Source organism: Roseomonas indoligenes (genome assembly GCF_017813365.1).
Lineage (GTDB): Bacteria > Pseudomonadota > Alphaproteobacteria > Acetobacterales > Acetobacteraceae > Roseomonas > Roseomonas indoligenes.
Window position 1 is genome coordinate 46,220 of record NZ_JAGIZA010000006.1, and the last position, 15,797, is coordinate 62,016.

Genomic DNA, 15,797 nt, shown 5'->3' on the forward strand with positions numbered 1-15,797 from the left:
CCCCTCTCAGACCGGCAGCTCGCGCGGGCGGCGCGCGCGGTACCACCAGGAGACGAGCAGGCGGACGAGGGTGGTGGCGGTCCACATCTGCACGATCGTGCCGATGGCGACGGTCACGGCGAAACCCTTGATGGTGCCGGAGCCGAAGACATAGAGGCAGACCATGGCGATGAGGTTCGTCAGGTTGCTGTCCATGATGGTGCCGGAAGCCTTGGTGAAGCCCGCCTCCAGCGCCTGGATCGGCGTGCGCCCGGCCTTCGTCTCCTCCCGGATGCGCTCGTTGATGAGGATGTTCGCGTCCAGCGCGGTGCCAAGCGTCAGCACGATGCCCGCGATGCCCGGCAGGGTCAGCGTGGCCTGCAGCAGCGACAGGGCGGCCGCCATCAGCATGATGTTCACGAGCAGGGCGACGTTGGCGAACCATCCCAGCAGCCCGTAGGCGAAGCCCATGTAGAGGAAGACGAACAGTGCCCCGGCCGCGAGGGAGATCATGCCCGCCCGGATGGCGTCCGCCCCCAGCTCGGGCCCCACTGTCCGCTCCTCCACCACCGTCAGCGGCGCGGGCAGGGCGCCGGCGCGCAGCAGCACGGCCACGTCATTCGCGGTGCGGGCGTTGAAGCTGCCGCTGATCTGGCCGCTGCCGCCGATGATCGGCTCCCGGATGACCGGCGCGGTGATCACCTTGTCGTCCAGCACGATGGCGAAGGGCCGGCCGACATTCTGGCGCGTCACGTCCGCGAAGCGGCGGGTGCCGACGGAATCGAAGGTGAAGTTCACCACCCACTCGCCATTGCGGCTGTCCTGGCCCGCGCGGGCGTCGGAGAGGTTGGCGCCGTCCACCTCCACGCGGCGGCGCACGGCGTAGCGCTCGGCCGGCAAGCCCTGCCGCGCCTCGCCCTGCAGGAACTGCACGCCGGGCGGGGGGGCGCCGGTGCCGTTCGGGTTCGCATTCTCGTCCAGGAGGTGGAAGGTCATGCGGGCGGTGCGGCCCAGCAGGTCCTTGATCCGGTTCGGATCCTCCACGCCCGGCAGCTGCACGAGGATGCGGCTCTGCCCCTGCCGCGCGATCAGCGCCTCGGAGACGCCGGTCTCGTCGATGCGGCGCCGCACGATCTCCAGCGACTGCTCCACCGCGCCACCGGCCCGCGCCACCAGCGCGGCGTCGGAGAGGGTGGCGGTCACGGTGCCGTCCGGGGCAGTGGCCACGGCGATGTCCGGCTCGGTCGCGCCGGTGGCGGAGCCGCGGACGGGCACGGGGTTCGCCAGTTCGCGGAGTGCGGCGGCCGCCGCCTCGGCCTGGGCCGGGTCGCGCACGCGGAAGGAGAGGCGGCGGTTGTTCGGGTCACCGGCCAGGTTCATGTAGCCGATATTCGCCGTGCGCAGCCGGGTCCGGGCACCGTCCACCAGGCTCTCCACCCGTTCCCGCACCACGGCGTTCATGTCCACCTCCAGCAGGAGGTAGGATCCGCCGCGCAGGTCCAGCCCGAGGGAGATCTGCCGCGCCGCCCAGGACGGCAGGGCCGAGCGGGGCAGGAGGTTCGGAACGCAGAGAAGCAGGCCCAGGGCGATGACGCCCAGGATCGCGGCGACCTTCCACCGCGCGAAATACAGCATGGCCGGTTGGGCCCCCGTGAAAAACTGGCAATCTGCCCTGGAAACAGGCGCGGAACATGCGGCCCGGCCGCCCCCGATGCAACCCTTGCTAGGTTTTGCTACAGCCCGCCCGGTTTCGAAGGGATTACGGGTCCATGCGTCTTCGGTTGGGCATCCTGGGGGCCGGGCATTTCGGCCGGTTCCACGCGCTGAAGGCCGCCAAGGCGCCGCGCTTCGAGTTCATCGGCCTGCACGACGCCGATCCGGCCCGTGCCGCCCTGGTCGCGGGGGAGGCGGGCTGCCCCGCGCTCCCGGCCGAGGCGGTGATCGCGGCCGCGGACGCCGTGATCGTCGCCGCCCCGACCGCCTTCCATCACGGCCTGGCCCATGCCGCCCTCTCCGCCGGCAAGCACGTGCTGGTGGAGAAGCCGATCGCCGCGACTCTGGAGCAGGCTGACGACCTCGTCGCGCTCGCCAGGGCCAAGGGTGTGGTGCTGCAGGTCGGGCAGCTCGAGCGCTTCTCCGGCGGCATGCGGGCCCTCCGCGCCGAGGGCGGGCTCGCCGCCCGGGTCGGACGGCCCCTCTACATGGAGGCGATCCGCATCGCCCCCTTCCGCCCGCGCAGCCTCGATGTCTCCGTGGTGCTGGACCTGATGATCCACGACCTGGACCTGGCCCTGACGCTCGCCGGCAGCCCGCTAGTGGGGGTCGACGCCGTGGGCTCCGCCATCCTTTCCCCTACCATCGACATCGCCAATGCCCGGCTGCGCTTCGGCAATGGGGCGGTGGCCACCATCACCGCCAGCCGCGTTTCCCTGCATATGGAGCGCCGCCTGCGCCTCTTCGGCGATGCCGGCTACCTGAACCTGGACCACCTGAAGCGGGAGATGTTCTGGGTCCGCCGGGGCGAGGGGGCGCCGCTGGAGCAAATCCCCGAGCACGGCCTTTCCCAGGCCACCTGGGCCGAGAGCGACAGCCTGGAGGCCGAGCACGCCAGCTTCGCCGCCGCCTGCCTGGATCGCGCCCCGATCGAGGCCGATGGCGCGGCCGGCCGGGCCGCGCTGGACGCGGCGCTTCGGGTGGAGGCGGCCGTGAAGGCCTCCCTGGCCGCGACCGGAGCGGGCCACTGGATGGCGTGAACGGGACGAGGCGTCCCGAGATCGCGGGTTGAGAGGAGCGGGCAGGGGCTGTCCGCCCCCGCGCCGTGTGCCGACGAGGCCGGAGGGCATGGCCCGGCTTGAATACCCTACCCCCCTATTCCACCTGACCGGGGATGACCCACACCGTCCAGCATAAGCAAAGGCTTCTTGCCCGCGTGCGCCGCATTCGCGGGCAGATGGAGGCGGTCGAGCGAGCCCTGGAGAGCGAGGCGGGGTGCGAGCGGATCATGCAGCTGATCGCCGCCGTCCGCGGGGCAACGGCCGGGCTGATGGCCGAGGTGGTCGAGGACCACGTCCTTCACCACCTCGTGGACCCGGAAAAGCACCCGGGCGCCCTGAACGAGGAGGCCGCCGAGCAACTGCTCGACCTCGTCCGCACCTACCTGAAATAGGACAGGCCGATGACGTCCTTTGCCGAACTGCTCCAGCAGGGCGCGTCCCACGCCTGGCTGTTCATCCCCTCCGCCATCCTGCTCGGTGCCTTGCACGGTCTGGAGCCCGGTCATTCCAAGACGATGATGGCGGCCTTCATCGTCGCGGTCCGGGGCAGCGTGTCCCAGGCCGTCCTGCTCGGCCTCTCGGCGGCGCTGTCGCACACCTTCATCGTCTGGGTGGTGGCGCTGGTCGGCCTGCACTACGCCGGCCGCTTCGACGTGCAGACCTCCGAGCCCTATTTCCAGCTCGCCTCGGCCGTCATCGTGATCGGCGTCGCGGCCTGGATGCTCTGGCGCAGCTGGCGCGACGAGCATGACCACGACCATGACCACCACCACGACGAAACCCGCCGCATCGACACCGGCCATGGCGTGATGGCGCTCGAAGTGTTCGAGGACGGGGTTCCGCCGCGCTGGCGCTTGCGCTTCGAGGGCGGCAAGGGCTGGCGTGCGGAGGAGGTGACGGTCGAAACCATCCGCGAAGATGGCGCACGGCAGGCCTTCGCCTTCGCCGACCGCGGGAGCTACCTCGAATCCCTCCAGGAGATCCCCGAGCCGCACGCCTTCGACGCGCGGGTGCGCCTCGCCCATGGCGGGCACGCCCACGAGTACGACCTTGCCTTCCATGAGCACGCGCACGGCCATGAGGGGCTGTATGTCCCGGCCGACGGATTGCAGGACGCCCATTCCCGGGCCCATGCGGATGAGATCCGGCGCCGCTTCACCGGTCGCCAAGTCACGACCGGCCAGATCGTCCTCTTCGGCCTGACAGGTGGCCTCATTCCTTGCCCGGCGGCCATCACCATCCTGCTGCTCTGCCTGCAGCTGCAGCAGTTCAGCCTTGGCGCGACCCTGGTGGCCTGCTTCTCGGTCGGCCTGGCCGTGGTGATGGTCTCCGTCGGCGTCGCGGCCGCCATCGGCATGCGCCACGCGGAGCGCCGCTGGTCAGGCCTGTTCGACGGGGTCGCCCGGCGCGCGCCCTATGTCTCGGCCGCGCTCATCCTGCTCGTCGGGCTCTATATCGGCTGGAGCGGCTGGGCGGCCCTTCCGCGTGGCGGCCTTTAGGCGGGTGACCTAGGCCGCCGCCTTCTGCCCGAAGACCCGGGCGCAGAACTCCGGATAGGTCTCGAGCATTTCCTCGCAGACCGGCCCGCGCAGAAGGGCGAGCTCATCCGGCGTCGGGTCGGGGGTGGCGGGCACCGCCTCCGGCACGTCGAAGTCGAACCCTGTCTGCGAGCGGATGCTCTCCACGCTCTCTCCGGGATGAACGCTCTCCAGCGTGAATCTTGCCCGGTCCGGGTTGAAGCGGAACACGCAGCGGCCCGTCACGAGCGCCTGGGCGGTGCCCCTCCGGAATACCTCCGGCGGCGTAACCCCGGCCGCGGAGACGATGTCCACCTTCTGCACCAGCACGCGGGGTGAATGCTCCTCCCGGAACAGGATGGTGCGCGGCGTCATCAGGTACATGAAGGCGCTGCCGAAGCTGCCGGGAAAGCGCACGCCCTGGCCCGGCCATTCCCCGGTGCCGATCAGGTTGATGTTCGCCCGCCCGTCGATCTGCCCCCCACCGAGGAAGAACAGGTCGATCCGCCCCTGGCCCGTCAGGTCGAACAGCTCGCGGGACCCTTCCGTGAAGGGGTTGCCGCTGCGCTTGTGCAGCAGGGAGAGGCGCACTGAATGCCCAGACTTCGCCACCAGCCAGCAGGCGGCTGCCGGAATGGGGGATGCCGCGCCGACCGCGATGTGCCGCACCGGCGGCGCGGAAGGATCGAGGATGAGGCGGGCGAGGGCGGTCGCCAGCCGCTCCTCCGGCTGAACGCCACCGTCCGGGGGGCTCATTCCGCCGCCACCTGCGCGGTGTGGCCGAAGACGTGCTCCTCCACCCAGGCGCGGAATCCCTCCTCCGTCCGCGCGGCGCGGGCATAGGCGGCCACATAGGCGGCATCGAAGCCGTACTCGTCCAGCAGGGCGACGGGATGGGCGCCGCGCTCCGCCACGGCGAAGGCCTCCACATAGGTGGCAGAGATGGTGCCGGGCGCCAGGCGCTCATCCTCCAGCATGTTGCCGGGCACCACGCGCTCCACCGTCACCAGCAGCTTGCGGGAGGCATGGGCGAGGGTGGCGCATTCCCGCCGCCGCCCTACCCAGACATTCCCCGCCTCATCCGCCATCACCGCGTGCACCGCGGCGGTGTCCGGGTGCAGGGCGGGCAGGATCAGGATCGGGTCCGGCCGGTCGGAGAGCGGGTTCTGCACCACCCGCCAATCCGGCCGGTGGGCGATGATGTCGCTGCCGATCACGCCCCGCAGCGGCATGAAGGGCACGCCCTTCTCCGCGGCCTGGAGCATGGTGTGGATGGCCGGGCAGGTCGCGTCCCTTACCGTGATCGCGCCGGCCTTCACGGCGGCCGAGAAGCGTGGCGCGAAGCCCGCCTCCCCGAGAGAGACGGCGCTCGTCTGCACCTCCGCCACACATCCCGCACCGATCAGCAGGTCCGTCGCGAAGCCGGAGACGGGGACGCCCAGCAGGCGCAACCCTTTCGCGTCCCGCCGCACCAGCGCCTTGGCCAGCGCGACCGAGGGCAGGGAATTATCCGGCGGCAGCGCGAGGAGCGCGCCGTCCGGCACAGCCTCGGCCAGGGCCTCCAGGCTCACTCTTGTCATGGCGGTTCCTCCGGAGGGAAAGGCTAGGCCGGGCGCCGCGGGAAGGGGAGGGGGGCCGCCCGGCTCAGCCGAGCTTCTTGAGGTCCTCGACCCGGATCGGCCCCCCCGCGCCGGAGAAGGTCAGCGGCGCGCTGCCGCTCCCGTCCTGCGACACGCCGGTGATCCGGTGGTCGCCGCTGTCGTAAAGGGTAACCTTCCCATCCTCCTCTACCGCCACGCGCCGCTTCTCCGGAAAGGTGGCGTAGCGCAGACCGTTCCCGCCGCCGCTGGAGCCGGGCTGGCCGAGCTCGGACGGCCACCAGGGCGCCTCCGCCTTCATCGGCTTCATCGGTTCCATGGGCTTCATGGGTTCCATCGGCTTCATCGGTTCCATCGCGCGGTGCTTTCCAGGGGTGGCGCGGTTGGAACGGTGTGGCCGCCGCAAGGCTTCGCGCGCGCTGGAAGCCTTCCCCTCAGCCGAAAGGGCTGGAATCCAGCGCGGCCAGCGCCGCCCAGCCATTCGCCGCCAGATGCCCCCGGGCCGGATAGAGGAAGTCCGCCACTCCCGGCCGCAGCCCCGTGCCGAGCCCCGTTGTCAGCCAGGGCACGCTCGCGGCCGCGATCCACCCATCCGCCCGGCGATGGCGCGCGATGGTGGCCGCCATGCGCTCCGCCTGGGCCTCCCGCCCGAGGCGACGCATCATCAGCACGGCCTGGGCCGTGCCCTCGAGCCAGATGCCGTCGCGGTCGTCGTTGAAATCCAGCCCTTCCATCTCCTCGGACGGTGCTCCGGCGGGCAGGCCGTGCCGCGTCAGCACCCAGTCCAGCGCCGCCCGGAAACCCGCCCCGGGCCAGGCAAGGGCAGGCCAGAGATTGGCGTCCAGCGCGCTGCCCCCGTTCACCCCACCCTCCGGCGTCAGTCCCATGGCGAAGCGCCCCTGGGCCGGCAGCCACATGGACCGGACGAAGTCCGCCGCATGCGCCGCCGCCTCCGTCCGCCCCAGGCGCGCGAAGGCGATGGCAAGATCCAGGTTCTGCTCCGTGCTTACCCAGGGCAGGGGATCGGGCGCGGGCTCGTGCCCGATCGTGCCGCCCCGAAAGCCGGCCGGCGCGCGCAGCCCTTCCAGCCAGTCGGCTGCCCGCTCCGCCGCGCGGCGGAAGGGCGGATCGCCCAGTGCGGTCCAGAGCAGCACGGCGAAGGCCAGCGGTCCCGCGGCGCTGCCGGCCTGGTAGCCGTCCTCAAGCCACATGCCGCGCGCCGCGTCCCACCAGCCCGGGGGCCGGACGCTGCGCGGTGCCTCCGGTACGATGCGGCCCGCCGCATAGGCGTTCCGAAGGCGCCCGTCGGACCAGTAACGATCCTGCTCCTGCGCCAGGCGCAGCGCCTCCGCGATCCGGGAGGCCAGGGGACGTTCCCCGCCGGCCAGAAGGGCCAGCCCGGCCAGGGCATTGTCGTAGGTGAAGGCCACCTCGGCATGGACGCGGTCGAAGGTCCCCCGCCCCTCCGTGGTGAAGGATTTCAGCAGCACCGGTCCCTCGGCGGTCGCTAGGGCCGCACGGATGGGGGCCAGGGCGTCCCGGGCCAGTGACGCCCAGGGCGCAGCCGCAGCGCGGGCGGGCGCGGCCGCAAGGGGCGCGGCCAGCAAGGCGCGGCGCGGCATGGACAGGGACATCCGGGCGCCTCCGGGCGTGTTCATGCCCCTCTTCTAGCACCACCCCCTGGGAAAGCGGCCCGTTCGGGTCGATACCTAGCCCTGACACCGCAGGAGTGAGTCGCCCGATGGAGCCCAGCCGCCAGGAATTCCGCGATGCCATGGCCCGTCTCGGCGCCGCCGTGACCATCGTCACCACCGATGGCGAGGCCGGGCGCGTGGGCATCACCGCCAGCGCCGTGTGCAGCGTGACGGACACGCCGCCCACCCTGCTGGTCTGCATGAACCGGAACAGCAGCCTCAACCCGATCGTCCAGACGAACGGGGTGCTCTGCATCAACGTGCTGCCGGGCGCGGCGCAGGAACTGGCCAATACCTTCGCCGGCTTCACAGGCGCGGACCAGATCGTTCGCTTCGATCAGGGGAACTGGACCACCCTCGCCACCGGCGCCCCGGTTCTGGAGGAGGCCGTGGCCGCCCTGGACTGCGTGGTGGAGGAAGTGGTGGAGAAGGGAACCCACAGCGTGGTCTTCGCCCGCGTCCAGGCCATTCGCCTTGGCGCGCCCGGGCCGGCGCTGATCTGGTTTTCCCGGAACTACCATCCGGTGGGACTGCCGGGCTAGAAACCGGCGGCCCTGGGGGAAGGAGAAGCACTTCTCCCTCCCCCTGGTCCGGGAGGCGAAGCCCCCCGGACCGTCAGCGATCAGGCCGACCGCCGCTGCGACGCGAGGTAGACGAGGTCCCGCGTGCCGGTGCGCGCGCCGATGATGGCCGCGCCCGCACCGAGGATCAGGGCCGCGAAGAGCCAGAAGCCGGCGATGGCCGCCGCCTTCGCCGCCGCGTCAGCGGCCTCGCGGGCCTTCTGCTCGGTCTCCTGGGCGACGCGCTGGGCCTCGGCCTCATAGGCCTGGATGCGGTTCGCCGCCTCGGCCTCAGGAATGCCGGCCTCGGCCGCGACGAGCTGGTTCAGGCGGGTGCGGTCGTTGCCGGAAATGCCGCCATTCGCGACCCGCTTGCTCAGAAGCTCACCGATCTCGGCGCCGCGCTGCTCCGTCGTCATCCGGGCGGGGTCGCTCGGGCCGGAGAGGGCGATGCGGGCACGGTCAACCAGCTCCTCGGGGTTGGTGTCGGGCGCCGCGGCGCTGGCGACATGGCCCAGGCCCTGCGCGGCCCCGCCCATCACGTTGGAAAGGGCCGAGCCGGCCGTGTGGACCGCGCCCGACGCGATGGAGCCGAGAAGGACAACCGAGACGAGGCAGGAGGTGGCCCAGACCGCCGCACCGTGCAGCGTGGCGTCCGGCGCGTCGGAGGTGCCGGAGAGCCGCGCGGCCGCGTAGCCGCCAAGCGCGAGGCCGAGGAGGTTGGCGACGAGCATCCAGACGCTGCCGGCGATGCCCAGCGTGCCGGCGGTGGGCGTGTCGCGCGCCACCGCGTCCACGGTGGTGACGCCGATGGCGAAGCCGAGCACGTTCAGGGACATGCCGACGACGATGGCGATGAGGGCGCCGGCGATGATGGCCCCCCAGGAGACACGGTTGCGGAGGACGGGCGCCCCCTCCGGCATGGCAGGGGCGGTGGATGGGGTTTGGTAGGTGCCGGACATGACTTGCGTTCCTTATCGTGGGCCCTGATGGGCCACGGTCGGGAAACGGGGTGAAATTCCCGTAAGTTGCCGCGGCAGAGAGGAAGGTCGAGCAGCGTGGCCGGCCGGCAACGCCAGGGCCCGGAAACGCAGAAGGCCCCGGCAGTTTCCCGCCGGGGCCTTCCCATCGCGTGGCCGGTTCGCGGCCCGCGTCAAACGGTGACCCGCCGGGGCTTAGGCGCCGACGGTGATCCGAGTGGCGGCCACGAGGACCTGGTTGATGCGATGAGACACCGGATCACCTCCTTTCATGTTGTTGACGTGAACGGAGATGGTACGGCGTCTCGCGGCCTTCAAGACACCTCGGCGTAGGCGCCGTTCTTCCAGACATAGAAGACGAAGTCCGGCACGGTCACGTCGCCCTTGCGGTCGAAGCTGATGGGGCCGAGCACCGTCTGCCAGGGGCCGGACGCCTTCATGGCATCGGCAACCTTCCGGGCATCCACCGTATTGGCCTTCGCCGCGGCGGCGGCCCAGATCTGGGTGGCGGCGTAGGAGTAGAGGGCAAAGCCCTCCGGCTCCACGTTGCGGGCCTTGAAGCGGGCCACCACCTCGGCCGCCTGCGGGCGCTTCCTCGGGTCGGACGGGAAGGTCATCATGCTGCCCTCGCCGGCCGCGCCGCTGATCTGCCAGAACTCGCTGGTGGTCAGGGCATCGCCGCCGATCAGGGTGCAGTTCATCCCCTGCTCCTTCGCCTGTCGGATGATCAGCCCGGCCTCGGTGTGGTAGCCGCCGAGGTAGATGACGTCGATATTCGCGGCCTTGAGGCGGGACACGACGGCGTTGTAGTCGCGTTCGCCGGGGGTATAGGCGGCGTAGAGCGTCTCGGTCAGCCCGCCCGCGTTCATCGCCTTCTTCGTCTCGTCCGCCAGGCCCTTGCCATAGGCGGAGTTGTCGTGGAGCACGGCGACGCGCTTACCCTTGAACCGCTCCGCGATGTACTTGCCGGCGACAACGCCCTGCTGGTCATCGCGCCCGCAGGTGCGGAAGGTGTTCCAGGCGCCCTCATCCGTGTAGCGCGGGTTGGTGGAGGCGGGGCTGATCTGCAGCACGCCTTCCTCGGTGTAGACCTTGCTCGCGGGGATGGATGAGCCGGAGCAGTAGTGCCCGATCACCACCTTCGCCTGCCGGCCAGCGAGCTGGTTGGCGACCGAGACCGCCTGGCGCGGGTCGCAGGCGTCGTCGCCCGTCTCCATCACCAGCTGCTGGCCCAGCACGCCGCCGGCGGCGTTGAAGTCCAGCACAGCCTGGTTCACGCCCTCGCGGATCTGGGCGCCGAAGGTGGCGTTGGCGCCCGTCAGAGGCCCCGCCATGGCAATGCGGATCGGCCCGCGCGCCTGGGCGGAGGCCCCCCCGGCGGAAAGGATCGCGGGGGCCGCGACCGTGGCCCCCAGAAGGGTGCGACGCTGGATGGTCATGTCAGGCTCCGTTTGGGCAGCGCCGGAGCCTAGGGCCGGCCCGGCTCCGCAATCAATGTTTGCGCCCGGCCCGCAGCGGCCGGATGCGCGGGGAGGCCCCGGCGGACATCCACCGGGGCCGGTGCGGCCGTCAGGACATCTCGGCGTAGTTGCCGTTCTTCCAGACGTAGAAGACGTAGTCCGGCACGGTCACGTCGCCCTTGCGGTCGAAGCTGACGGGGCCGAGCACGGTCTGCCAGGGGCCGGACGCCCTCATGGCATCGGCAACCTTGCGCGGATCGACGGTCGCCGCCTTCACCGCGGCCGCCGCCCAGATCTGCAGGGCGGCGTAGGTGTAGAGGACGTAGCCTTCCGGATCGACGTTGCGGGCCTTGAAGCGGGCCACCACCTCGGCCGCCTGCGGGCGCTTCCGCGGGTCCGAGGAGAAGGTCATCATCGTGCCTTCGCCGGCCGCGCCGCTGATCTGCCAGAACTCGTTCGTCACCAGCGCGTCGCCGCCGATGAGCGTCACGTTCATCCCCTGCTCCTTGGCCTGGCGGATGATCAGCCCGGCCTCGGTATGGTAGCCGCCGAGATAGATCACCCCGACATCGGCGGCTTTCATGCGGGACACGATGGCGTTGTAGTCGCGCTCGCCGGGCGTGTAGGCCGCGTAGATCGCCTCCGTCACGCCCGCCGCGTTCATCGCCTTCTTCGTCTCGTCCGCGAGACCCTTGCCATAGGCGGAGTTGTCATGGATCAGCGCCACCTTCCGGCCGCGGAAGTGCTCGGCGATGTACTTGCCGGCCACGGTGCCCTGCTGGTCGTCGCGCCCGCAGGTGCGGAAGGTGTTCCAGGCGCCCTCGTCGGTGAAGCGCGGGTTGGTGGAGGCGGGGCTGATCTGCAGCACGCCTTCCTCGGTGTAGACCTTGCTCGCGGGAATGGAGGAGCCGGAGCAGAAATGCCCGGCGACGACCTTGACCTGCCGCCCGGCAAGCTGGTTGGCGACCGAGACCGCCTGGCGCGGGTCGCAGGCGTCGTCGCCCGTCTCCAGCGCGATCTGCTGGCCCAGTACGCCGCCCGCGGCGTTGAGGTCGGTGACGGCCTGGGTGGCGCCCTCCCTCATCTGATTGCCGAAGGAGGCGTTCGAGCCGGTGAGCGGGCCGGCCACGGCCACGCGGACCGTGCCGGCCTGCGCCGATGCGCGGCCCGCCGCGAGGATGGCGGGAGCGGCGATCGTGGCGCCCACGAGGGTGCGGCGCTGGATGGTCATGAAAGCCTCCTTCCGGTTCCGACGAGAGCCTAGGGTGCCGCCTCTCCGCCCTTCAATGGGTTCCGAGATAGGCGTCCCGCACCTCGGGCCGGGCCAGCAGCGCCGCGCCCGTGTCCTCCATGGTGATGCGCCCGTTCACCAGCACGTAGCCCCGGTGGGCCAGGCGCAGGGCCTGGTTGGCGTTCTGCTCCACCAGCAGCACCGTCAGCCCCGTTTCCCGGTTGAGGGTGCGGATGGCGGAGAAGATCTGCCGCACCACCAGCGGCGCGAGGCCAAGGGAGGGTTCGTCCAGCAGCAGCAGGCGGGGCTTCGACATCAGCGCGCGGGCGATGGCCAGCATCTGCTGCTCGCCGCCGGAAAGGGTGCCGCCGCGCTGGGCCTCACGCTCCTTGAGGCGTGGGAACAGGGTGAAGGCCTGCTCCAGCCCCGGCGCGGGATCCAGGCCGAAGGATTGCGCACCCATGAGCAGGTTCTCCCGCACGCTCATGCGCGGGAAGATGCGGCGGCCTTCGGGGGATTGCGCGATGCCGGCGCGGGCGATCTCGTGCATCGGAAGGCCGGTAATGTCGCGCCCCTCAAAGACCACGCGGCCGGTGCGGGCGCGGGGGCTGCCGAAGATCGTCATCAGCAGGGTGGACTTCCCGGCGCCGTTCGCGCCGATCAGCGTCACGATCTCCCCGGGGTCGACGTGAACGGAAACGCCCTTCAGCGCCTCCACCGCACCATAGGCTGTGGTGACGTCCTCCAGCCGCAGCATGCTGCTCATGCCGCGCCCGCCACGGCGGGGGCGGGTTCCTCGTCCTCGTCGCCCGTACCGAGATAGGCGGCGATCACCGCCTCGTCCTCACGGATCTGGCCGGGGGTGCCGTCGGCGATCTTCTTGCCATGGTCCAGCACGACGATGTGGTCGGAGATGTTCATCACCACGCCCATGTCGTGCTCGATCAGCAGGATGGAGCAGCCGCCATCCCGGATCAGCCGGATCAGCGCGGCCAGCTCCTCCGACTCCCGCGGGTTCAGTCCGGCGGCGGGCTCGTCCAGGCAGAGCAGCACGGGGTCGGTGCACATGGCCCGCGCGATCTCCAGCCGCCGCTGCGCACCATAGGGCAGGGCGCCCGCCGGGTCGTCCGCCCGGTCCATGAGGCGCGTCGCCTCCAGCCAGTGCTTCGCGCGCTCGATCGCCGCCCGCTCCGCCGCGCGATAGCCGCCGAGGCCCAGGATGGCCGCAACCCCGAAGCCGGTCGCGGCCTGCAGCCGGTTGTGCTGCGCGACCAGCAGGTTCTCTAGCACCGTCATGCCGCCGAAGAGCCGGATGTTCTGGAAAGTCCGGGCCACGCCGGCGCGGGCGATGCGATGGCCGGGCGTGGCGTGCAGCCCGCGCTCCCCCTCCCGCCCGTGCAGGATGATCTCGCCTGCGCTCGGCGTGTAGAAGCCGGTGATGAGGTTGAAGACGGTGGTCTTGCCCGCGCCGTTGGGCCCGATCACCGCGGTGATGTCGCCCCGCGCCGCCTCGAAGGAGACGTGGTTCACGGCGGTCAGCCCGCCGAACCGCATCACCAGCTCCCGGACCTGAAGGATCGGCGCGCTCATCCCTGGCCCTCCCCCACGAGGTCGCCCGAGATGGCGCGGCGCTTCCCGAGGGCGATGGAGGGCGTGCGGGTGGAGACCAGCCCGCGCGGCCGCCAGACCATGATGGCCACCATGGCGCCGCCGAAGACGAGCATCCGGTACTCCTCCAGGTCCCGGAAGGCCTCGAACCCGCCGATCATCACCAGCGCCGCCAGCGCAACGCCGAGCTGGCTGCCCAACCCGCCGAGCACGACGATGGCGAGGATGATGGCGCTCTCGATGAAGGTGAAGCTTTCCGGGCTGACGAAAGCCTGGCGCGTGGCGAAGAAGGCACCGGCGAAGCCGCCGAACATGGCGCCAATCGCAAACGCGGTCAGCTTCGTGTTCGTCACGTTGATGCCCAGCGCCCGGCAGGCGATCTCATCCTCCCGCAGGGCTTCCCAGGCGCGGCCGAGGGGCTGGCGCCGCAGCCGCAGCGTCACCCAGTTCGTCAGCAGGGCCAGGACGAGGATCAGGTAGTAGAGGAAGACCACGCGGTGCGTCGGCGATGGCTCCAGCCCGAAGAAGTCGGCGAAGGAGCCGGGCCCGCCGCCCGCCGTGAAGTTCAGCCCGAAGAAGGAAGGGCGGGGGATGCCGGAGATGCCGTTCGGCCCGCCCGTGAGCGACACCCAGTTGATCAGCACCACCCGGATGATCTCGCCGAAGGCCAGCGTCACGATCGCCAGGTAGTCGCCCCGCAGCCGCAGCACGGGAAAGCCGAGGATCACGCCCCAGAAGGCCGCCATGATCCCTGCCAGCGGCAGGCAGATCCAGAAGGAGAGGCCGAAATTCGTGGAGAGCAGCGCGTAGGCATAGGCACCGACGGCGTAGAAGGCGACGTAGCCGAGGTCGAGAAGTCCGGCGAGCCCGACCACGATGTTCAGCCCCCATCCCAGCATGACGTAGGTCAGGACGAGGATGCCGAGGTCCAGCACGTAGCGCGACGTGCCCGGAAGGAAGGGCAGGACGATGGCGAAGCCCAGCAGCAGCGGCGCGACGAAGGTGCCGATGCGCCGCAGCGTCTCCGTCCGCCGCGCGGTGGGCGCCCTGCGGGCCGGGCGCTGGTCCTGCCAGAGGTTCAGCACCAGCCGCCCCACGAAGACGAGGCCGACGAGGATGGCCACATCCGCCCAGCGCGTGCGGATGATCAGCCCGCTGCCCGGCGAGACATCGGTGCGCAGCCCGACCAGCGGCACGAAGAGCACCACGGAGACCAGCGCTGCCATGACCGCATCCCGCACGGCATGCGCGATCGGCGGGCGCGGCGCGGCCTGCGCGGGGCCGCGGGGAATGCCGCCGTTCTGGCCGGGGCCGGGCACGCCGTCGTCGCTGCGCGCCGCCCCGCCCTCATGCGGGCCGCCGATGACGGAGTCGCTCATACCTTCTCCACCTCGGCGCGGCCGAGAAGGCCGGTGGGCATGAAGATCAGCGTGATGACGAGGATCGCGAAGGTCGCGACGTCCTTGTACTGGACGGAGAAATAGGCGCTCCAGAAGGTCTCGATCAGCCCGATCAGCAGCCCGCCCAGCACAGCCCCGGGGAGCGACCCGATGCCCCCCAGCACCGCGGCGGTGAAGGCTTTCACCCCCGCCAGGAAGCCGATGTAGAAATCGATGACCCCGTAGCGCAGCAGGTACATGGTGCCGGCGACGGAGGCGAGCGCGGCGCCGATGACGAAGGTGACGCTGATGGTACGGTCCGTGTCGATCCCCAGCAGCCCCGCCATCTTCCGGTCCTGCTCGCAGGCCCGCATGGCGCGCCCCAGGGGTGTTCGCGTGACGAGCCAGGTGAAGACCGCCAGCACCAGCAGCGTCACGACGATGATCATGGCCTGCATGGTGGAGATGGAAACCGCGAAGCCGTTGCCGTGCCACAGCTCGAGGCTTCCGGTGACGAGGGATTCGATGGGCTTCACCCGCGCCCCCTGGGCCACCTGCACATAGTTCTGCAGCACGATGGACATGCCGATCGCCGAGATCAGCGGCGCCAGCCTGAAGGAGCCGCGAAGGGGCCGGTAGGCCACGCGCTCCACGGACCAGCCATAGAGCGCCGTCACCGCCATGGAGACCAGCAGGACCAGCAGGATCGCCCCCGGCCCCGCTGCCCATCCCCCCATCGCGATCAGCACGAAGGAGATGAGGGAGATGAAGGCGCCCACCATGAAGATGTCGCCATGGGCGAAGTTGATCATCCCGATGATCCCGTAGACCATCGTGTAACCCACCGCGATCAAGCCGTAGATCATGCCCAACGCCACGCCGTTGATCAGCTGCTGCAGGGCATAGGCCAAGCGCGGTCTCCCCGTATGTCGATAGCCCGGGTGTTTCCCCCGGGGTCCGCCCTTCGGCGGTGAAGCATCCCGTGTGCCACGCTACGCCGCCGGCCCGCCCCGCGCC

The 15,797-nt window shown here is 70.8% G+C and carries 16 protein-coding genes; 4 read left to right on the plus strand and 12 right to left on the minus strand.

From position 1 onward, the window contains the following. Positions 1 to 6 precede the first annotated feature (6 nt). Positions 7 to 1,614 (minus strand): protein translocase subunit SecD, encoded by a 1,608-nt coding sequence (gene secD / locus J5Y10_RS11820; RefSeq protein WP_209373804.1) that lies wholly within the window; start codon positions 1,612 to 1,614, stop codon positions 7 to 9. Between the two features lie 134 nt (positions 1,615 to 1,748). Between secD and J5Y10_RS11825 the strand changes: the two genes are divergently transcribed. The 3 genes from J5Y10_RS11825 to J5Y10_RS11835 all read left to right on the plus strand — a co-directional run bounded on the left by J5Y10_RS11825 (position 1,749) and on the right by J5Y10_RS11835 (position 4,252). Further along, positions 1,749 to 2,732 (plus strand): Gfo/Idh/MocA family protein, encoded by a 984-nt coding sequence (locus J5Y10_RS11825; protein WP_209373806.1) that lies wholly within the window; start codon positions 1,749 to 1,751, stop codon positions 2,730 to 2,732. A gap of 134 nt (positions 2,733 to 2,866) precedes the next feature. Continuing rightward, positions 2,867 to 3,145 (plus strand): metal/formaldehyde-sensitive transcriptional repressor, encoded by a 279-nt coding sequence (locus J5Y10_RS11830; protein WP_209373808.1) that lies wholly within the window; start codon positions 2,867 to 2,869, stop codon positions 3,143 to 3,145. Between the two features lie 9 nt (positions 3,146 to 3,154). Further along, complete coding sequence (locus tag J5Y10_RS11835; protein ID WP_209373810.1) at positions 3,155 to 4,252, plus strand: nickel/cobalt efflux transporter; 1,098 nt, start codon at positions 3,155 to 3,157, stop codon at positions 4,250 to 4,252. Positions 4,253 to 4,261: 9 nt separating this feature from the next. Here J5Y10_RS11835 and J5Y10_RS11840 read toward each other — a convergent pair whose 3' ends face one another. The 4 genes from J5Y10_RS11840 to J5Y10_RS11855 form a co-directional block, all read right to left on the minus strand. Continuing rightward, entirely contained in the window at positions 4,262 to 5,026 is a 765-nt protein-coding gene (locus tag J5Y10_RS11840; protein ID WP_209373812.1) for a CoA-transferase, read from the minus strand. Beyond that, the gene (locus J5Y10_RS11845) at positions 5,023 to 5,850 is read right to left on the minus strand and encodes a CoA transferase subunit A (RefSeq protein WP_209373814.1); all 828 of its coding nucleotides are present in this window, start codon (positions 5,848 to 5,850) and stop codon (positions 5,023 to 5,025) included. The genes J5Y10_RS11840 and J5Y10_RS11845 overlap by 4 nt, the downstream gene beginning before the upstream one ends. Before the next feature lie 64 nt (positions 5,851 to 5,914). Continuing rightward, on the minus strand, positions 5,915 to 6,223 hold the full coding sequence (locus J5Y10_RS11850; protein WP_209373816.1) for a hypothetical protein: 309 nt from the start codon (positions 6,221 to 6,223) through the stop codon (positions 5,915 to 5,917). Positions 6,224 to 6,302: 79 nt separating this feature from the next. Further along, a complete protein-coding gene (locus J5Y10_RS11855) occupies positions 6,303 to 7,526 on the minus strand; it encodes a hypothetical protein (protein ID WP_209373818.1) in 1,224 nt (407 codons plus the stop codon). Between the two features lie 83 nt (positions 7,527 to 7,609). Between J5Y10_RS11855 and J5Y10_RS11860 the strand changes: the two genes are divergently transcribed. Then, positions 7,610 to 8,104 carry a flavin reductase gene (locus tag J5Y10_RS11860; protein ID WP_209373820.1) on the plus strand — a complete coding sequence of 165 codons (495 nt, stop codon included), beginning with the start codon at positions 7,610 to 7,612 and terminating at the stop codon, positions 8,102 to 8,104. A gap of 80 nt (positions 8,105 to 8,184) precedes the next feature. Here the strand turns inward: J5Y10_RS11860 and J5Y10_RS11865 are convergent, their stop codons facing one another. The 7 genes from J5Y10_RS11865 to J5Y10_RS11895 form a co-directional block, all read right to left on the minus strand. Then, positions 8,185 to 9,084, minus strand: coding sequence for a hypothetical protein (locus J5Y10_RS11865; protein WP_245214607.1), 900 nt, complete (start codon positions 9,082 to 9,084; stop codon positions 8,185 to 8,187). Between the two features lie 332 nt (positions 9,085 to 9,416). Continuing rightward, complete coding sequence (locus tag J5Y10_RS11870) at positions 9,417 to 10,541, minus strand: branched-chain amino acid ABC transporter substrate-binding protein (RefSeq protein WP_209373822.1); 1,125 nt, start codon at positions 10,539 to 10,541, stop codon at positions 9,417 to 9,419. 130 nt (positions 10,542 to 10,671) lie between these two features. After that, complete coding sequence (locus tag J5Y10_RS11875; protein ID WP_209373824.1) at positions 10,672 to 11,793, minus strand: branched-chain amino acid ABC transporter substrate-binding protein; 1,122 nt, start codon at positions 11,791 to 11,793, stop codon at positions 10,672 to 10,674. A 52-nt stretch (positions 11,794 to 11,845) separates the two neighbouring features. Next, on the minus strand, positions 11,846 to 12,559 hold the full coding sequence (locus J5Y10_RS11880) for an ABC transporter ATP-binding protein (protein ID WP_432761254.1): 714 nt from the start codon (positions 12,557 to 12,559) through the stop codon (positions 11,846 to 11,848). Beyond that, positions 12,556 to 13,383: an ABC transporter ATP-binding protein gene (locus J5Y10_RS11885; protein ID WP_209373826.1), complete on the minus strand. Its 828-nt coding sequence runs from the start codon at positions 13,381 to 13,383 to the stop codon at positions 12,556 to 12,558. The genes J5Y10_RS11880 and J5Y10_RS11885 overlap by 4 nt, the downstream gene beginning before the upstream one ends. After that, entirely contained in the window at positions 13,380 to 14,780 is a 1,401-nt protein-coding gene (gene livM / locus J5Y10_RS11890) for a high-affinity branched-chain amino acid ABC transporter permease LivM (protein ID WP_280855195.1), read from the minus strand. Before livM ends, J5Y10_RS11885 begins: the two co-directional genes overlap by 4 nt. Further along, entirely contained in the window at positions 14,777 to 15,691 is a 915-nt protein-coding gene (locus J5Y10_RS11895; RefSeq protein WP_209373827.1) for an ABC transporter permease subunit, read from the minus strand. The genes livM and J5Y10_RS11895 overlap by 4 nt, the downstream gene beginning before the upstream one ends. Positions 15,692 to 15,797 lie beyond the last annotated feature (106 nt).

Excerpts from the sequence above, each read along its gene's own strand:
- secD (WP_209373804.1), bottom strand. The coding sequence starts at position 1,614 with ATGCTGTATTTCGCGCGGTGGAAGGTCGCCGCGATCCTGGGCGTCATC.
- J5Y10_RS11825 (WP_209373806.1), top strand. The coding sequence starts at position 1,749 with ATGCGTCTTCGGTTGGGCATCCTGGGGGCCGGGCATTTCGGCCGGTTC.
- J5Y10_RS11830 (WP_209373808.1), top strand. The coding sequence starts at position 2,867 with ATGACCCACACCGTCCAGCATAAGCAAAGGCTTCTTGCCCGCGTGCGC.
- J5Y10_RS11835 (WP_209373810.1), top strand. The coding sequence starts at position 3,155 with ATGACGTCCTTTGCCGAACTGCTCCAGCAGGGCGCGTCCCACGCCTGG.
- J5Y10_RS11840 (WP_209373812.1), bottom strand. The coding sequence starts at position 5,026 with ATGAGCCCCCCGGACGGTGGCGTTCAGCCGGAGGAGCGGCTGGCGACC.
- J5Y10_RS11845 (WP_209373814.1), bottom strand. The coding sequence starts at position 5,850 with ATGACAAGAGTGAGCCTGGAGGCCCTGGCCGAGGCTGTGCCGGACGGC.
- J5Y10_RS11850 (WP_209373816.1), bottom strand. The coding sequence starts at position 6,223 with ATGGAACCGATGAAGCCGATGGAACCCATGAAGCCCATGGAACCGATG.
- J5Y10_RS11855 (WP_209373818.1), bottom strand. The coding sequence starts at position 7,526 with ATGAACACGCCCGGAGGCGCCCGGATGTCCCTGTCCATGCCGCGCCGC.
- J5Y10_RS11860 (WP_209373820.1), top strand. The coding sequence starts at position 7,610 with ATGGAGCCCAGCCGCCAGGAATTCCGCGATGCCATGGCCCGTCTCGGC.
- J5Y10_RS11865 (WP_245214607.1), bottom strand. The coding sequence starts at position 9,084 with ATGTCCGGCACCTACCAAACCCCATCCACCGCCCCTGCCATGCCGGAG.
- J5Y10_RS11870 (WP_209373822.1), bottom strand. The coding sequence starts at position 10,541 with ATGACCATCCAGCGTCGCACCCTTCTGGGGGCCACGGTCGCGGCCCCC.
- J5Y10_RS11875 (WP_209373824.1), bottom strand. The coding sequence starts at position 11,793 with ATGACCATCCAGCGCCGCACCCTCGTGGGCGCCACGATCGCCGCTCCC.
- J5Y10_RS11880 (WP_432761254.1), bottom strand. The coding sequence starts at position 12,559 with ATGAGCAGCATGCTGCGGCTGGAGGACGTCACCACAGCCTATGGTGCG.
- J5Y10_RS11885 (WP_209373826.1), bottom strand. The coding sequence starts at position 13,383 with ATGAGCGCGCCGATCCTTCAGGTCCGGGAGCTGGTGATGCGGTTCGGC.
- livM (WP_280855195.1), bottom strand. The coding sequence starts at position 14,780 with ATGAGCGACTCCGTCATCGGCGGCCCGCATGAGGGCGGGGCGGCGCGC.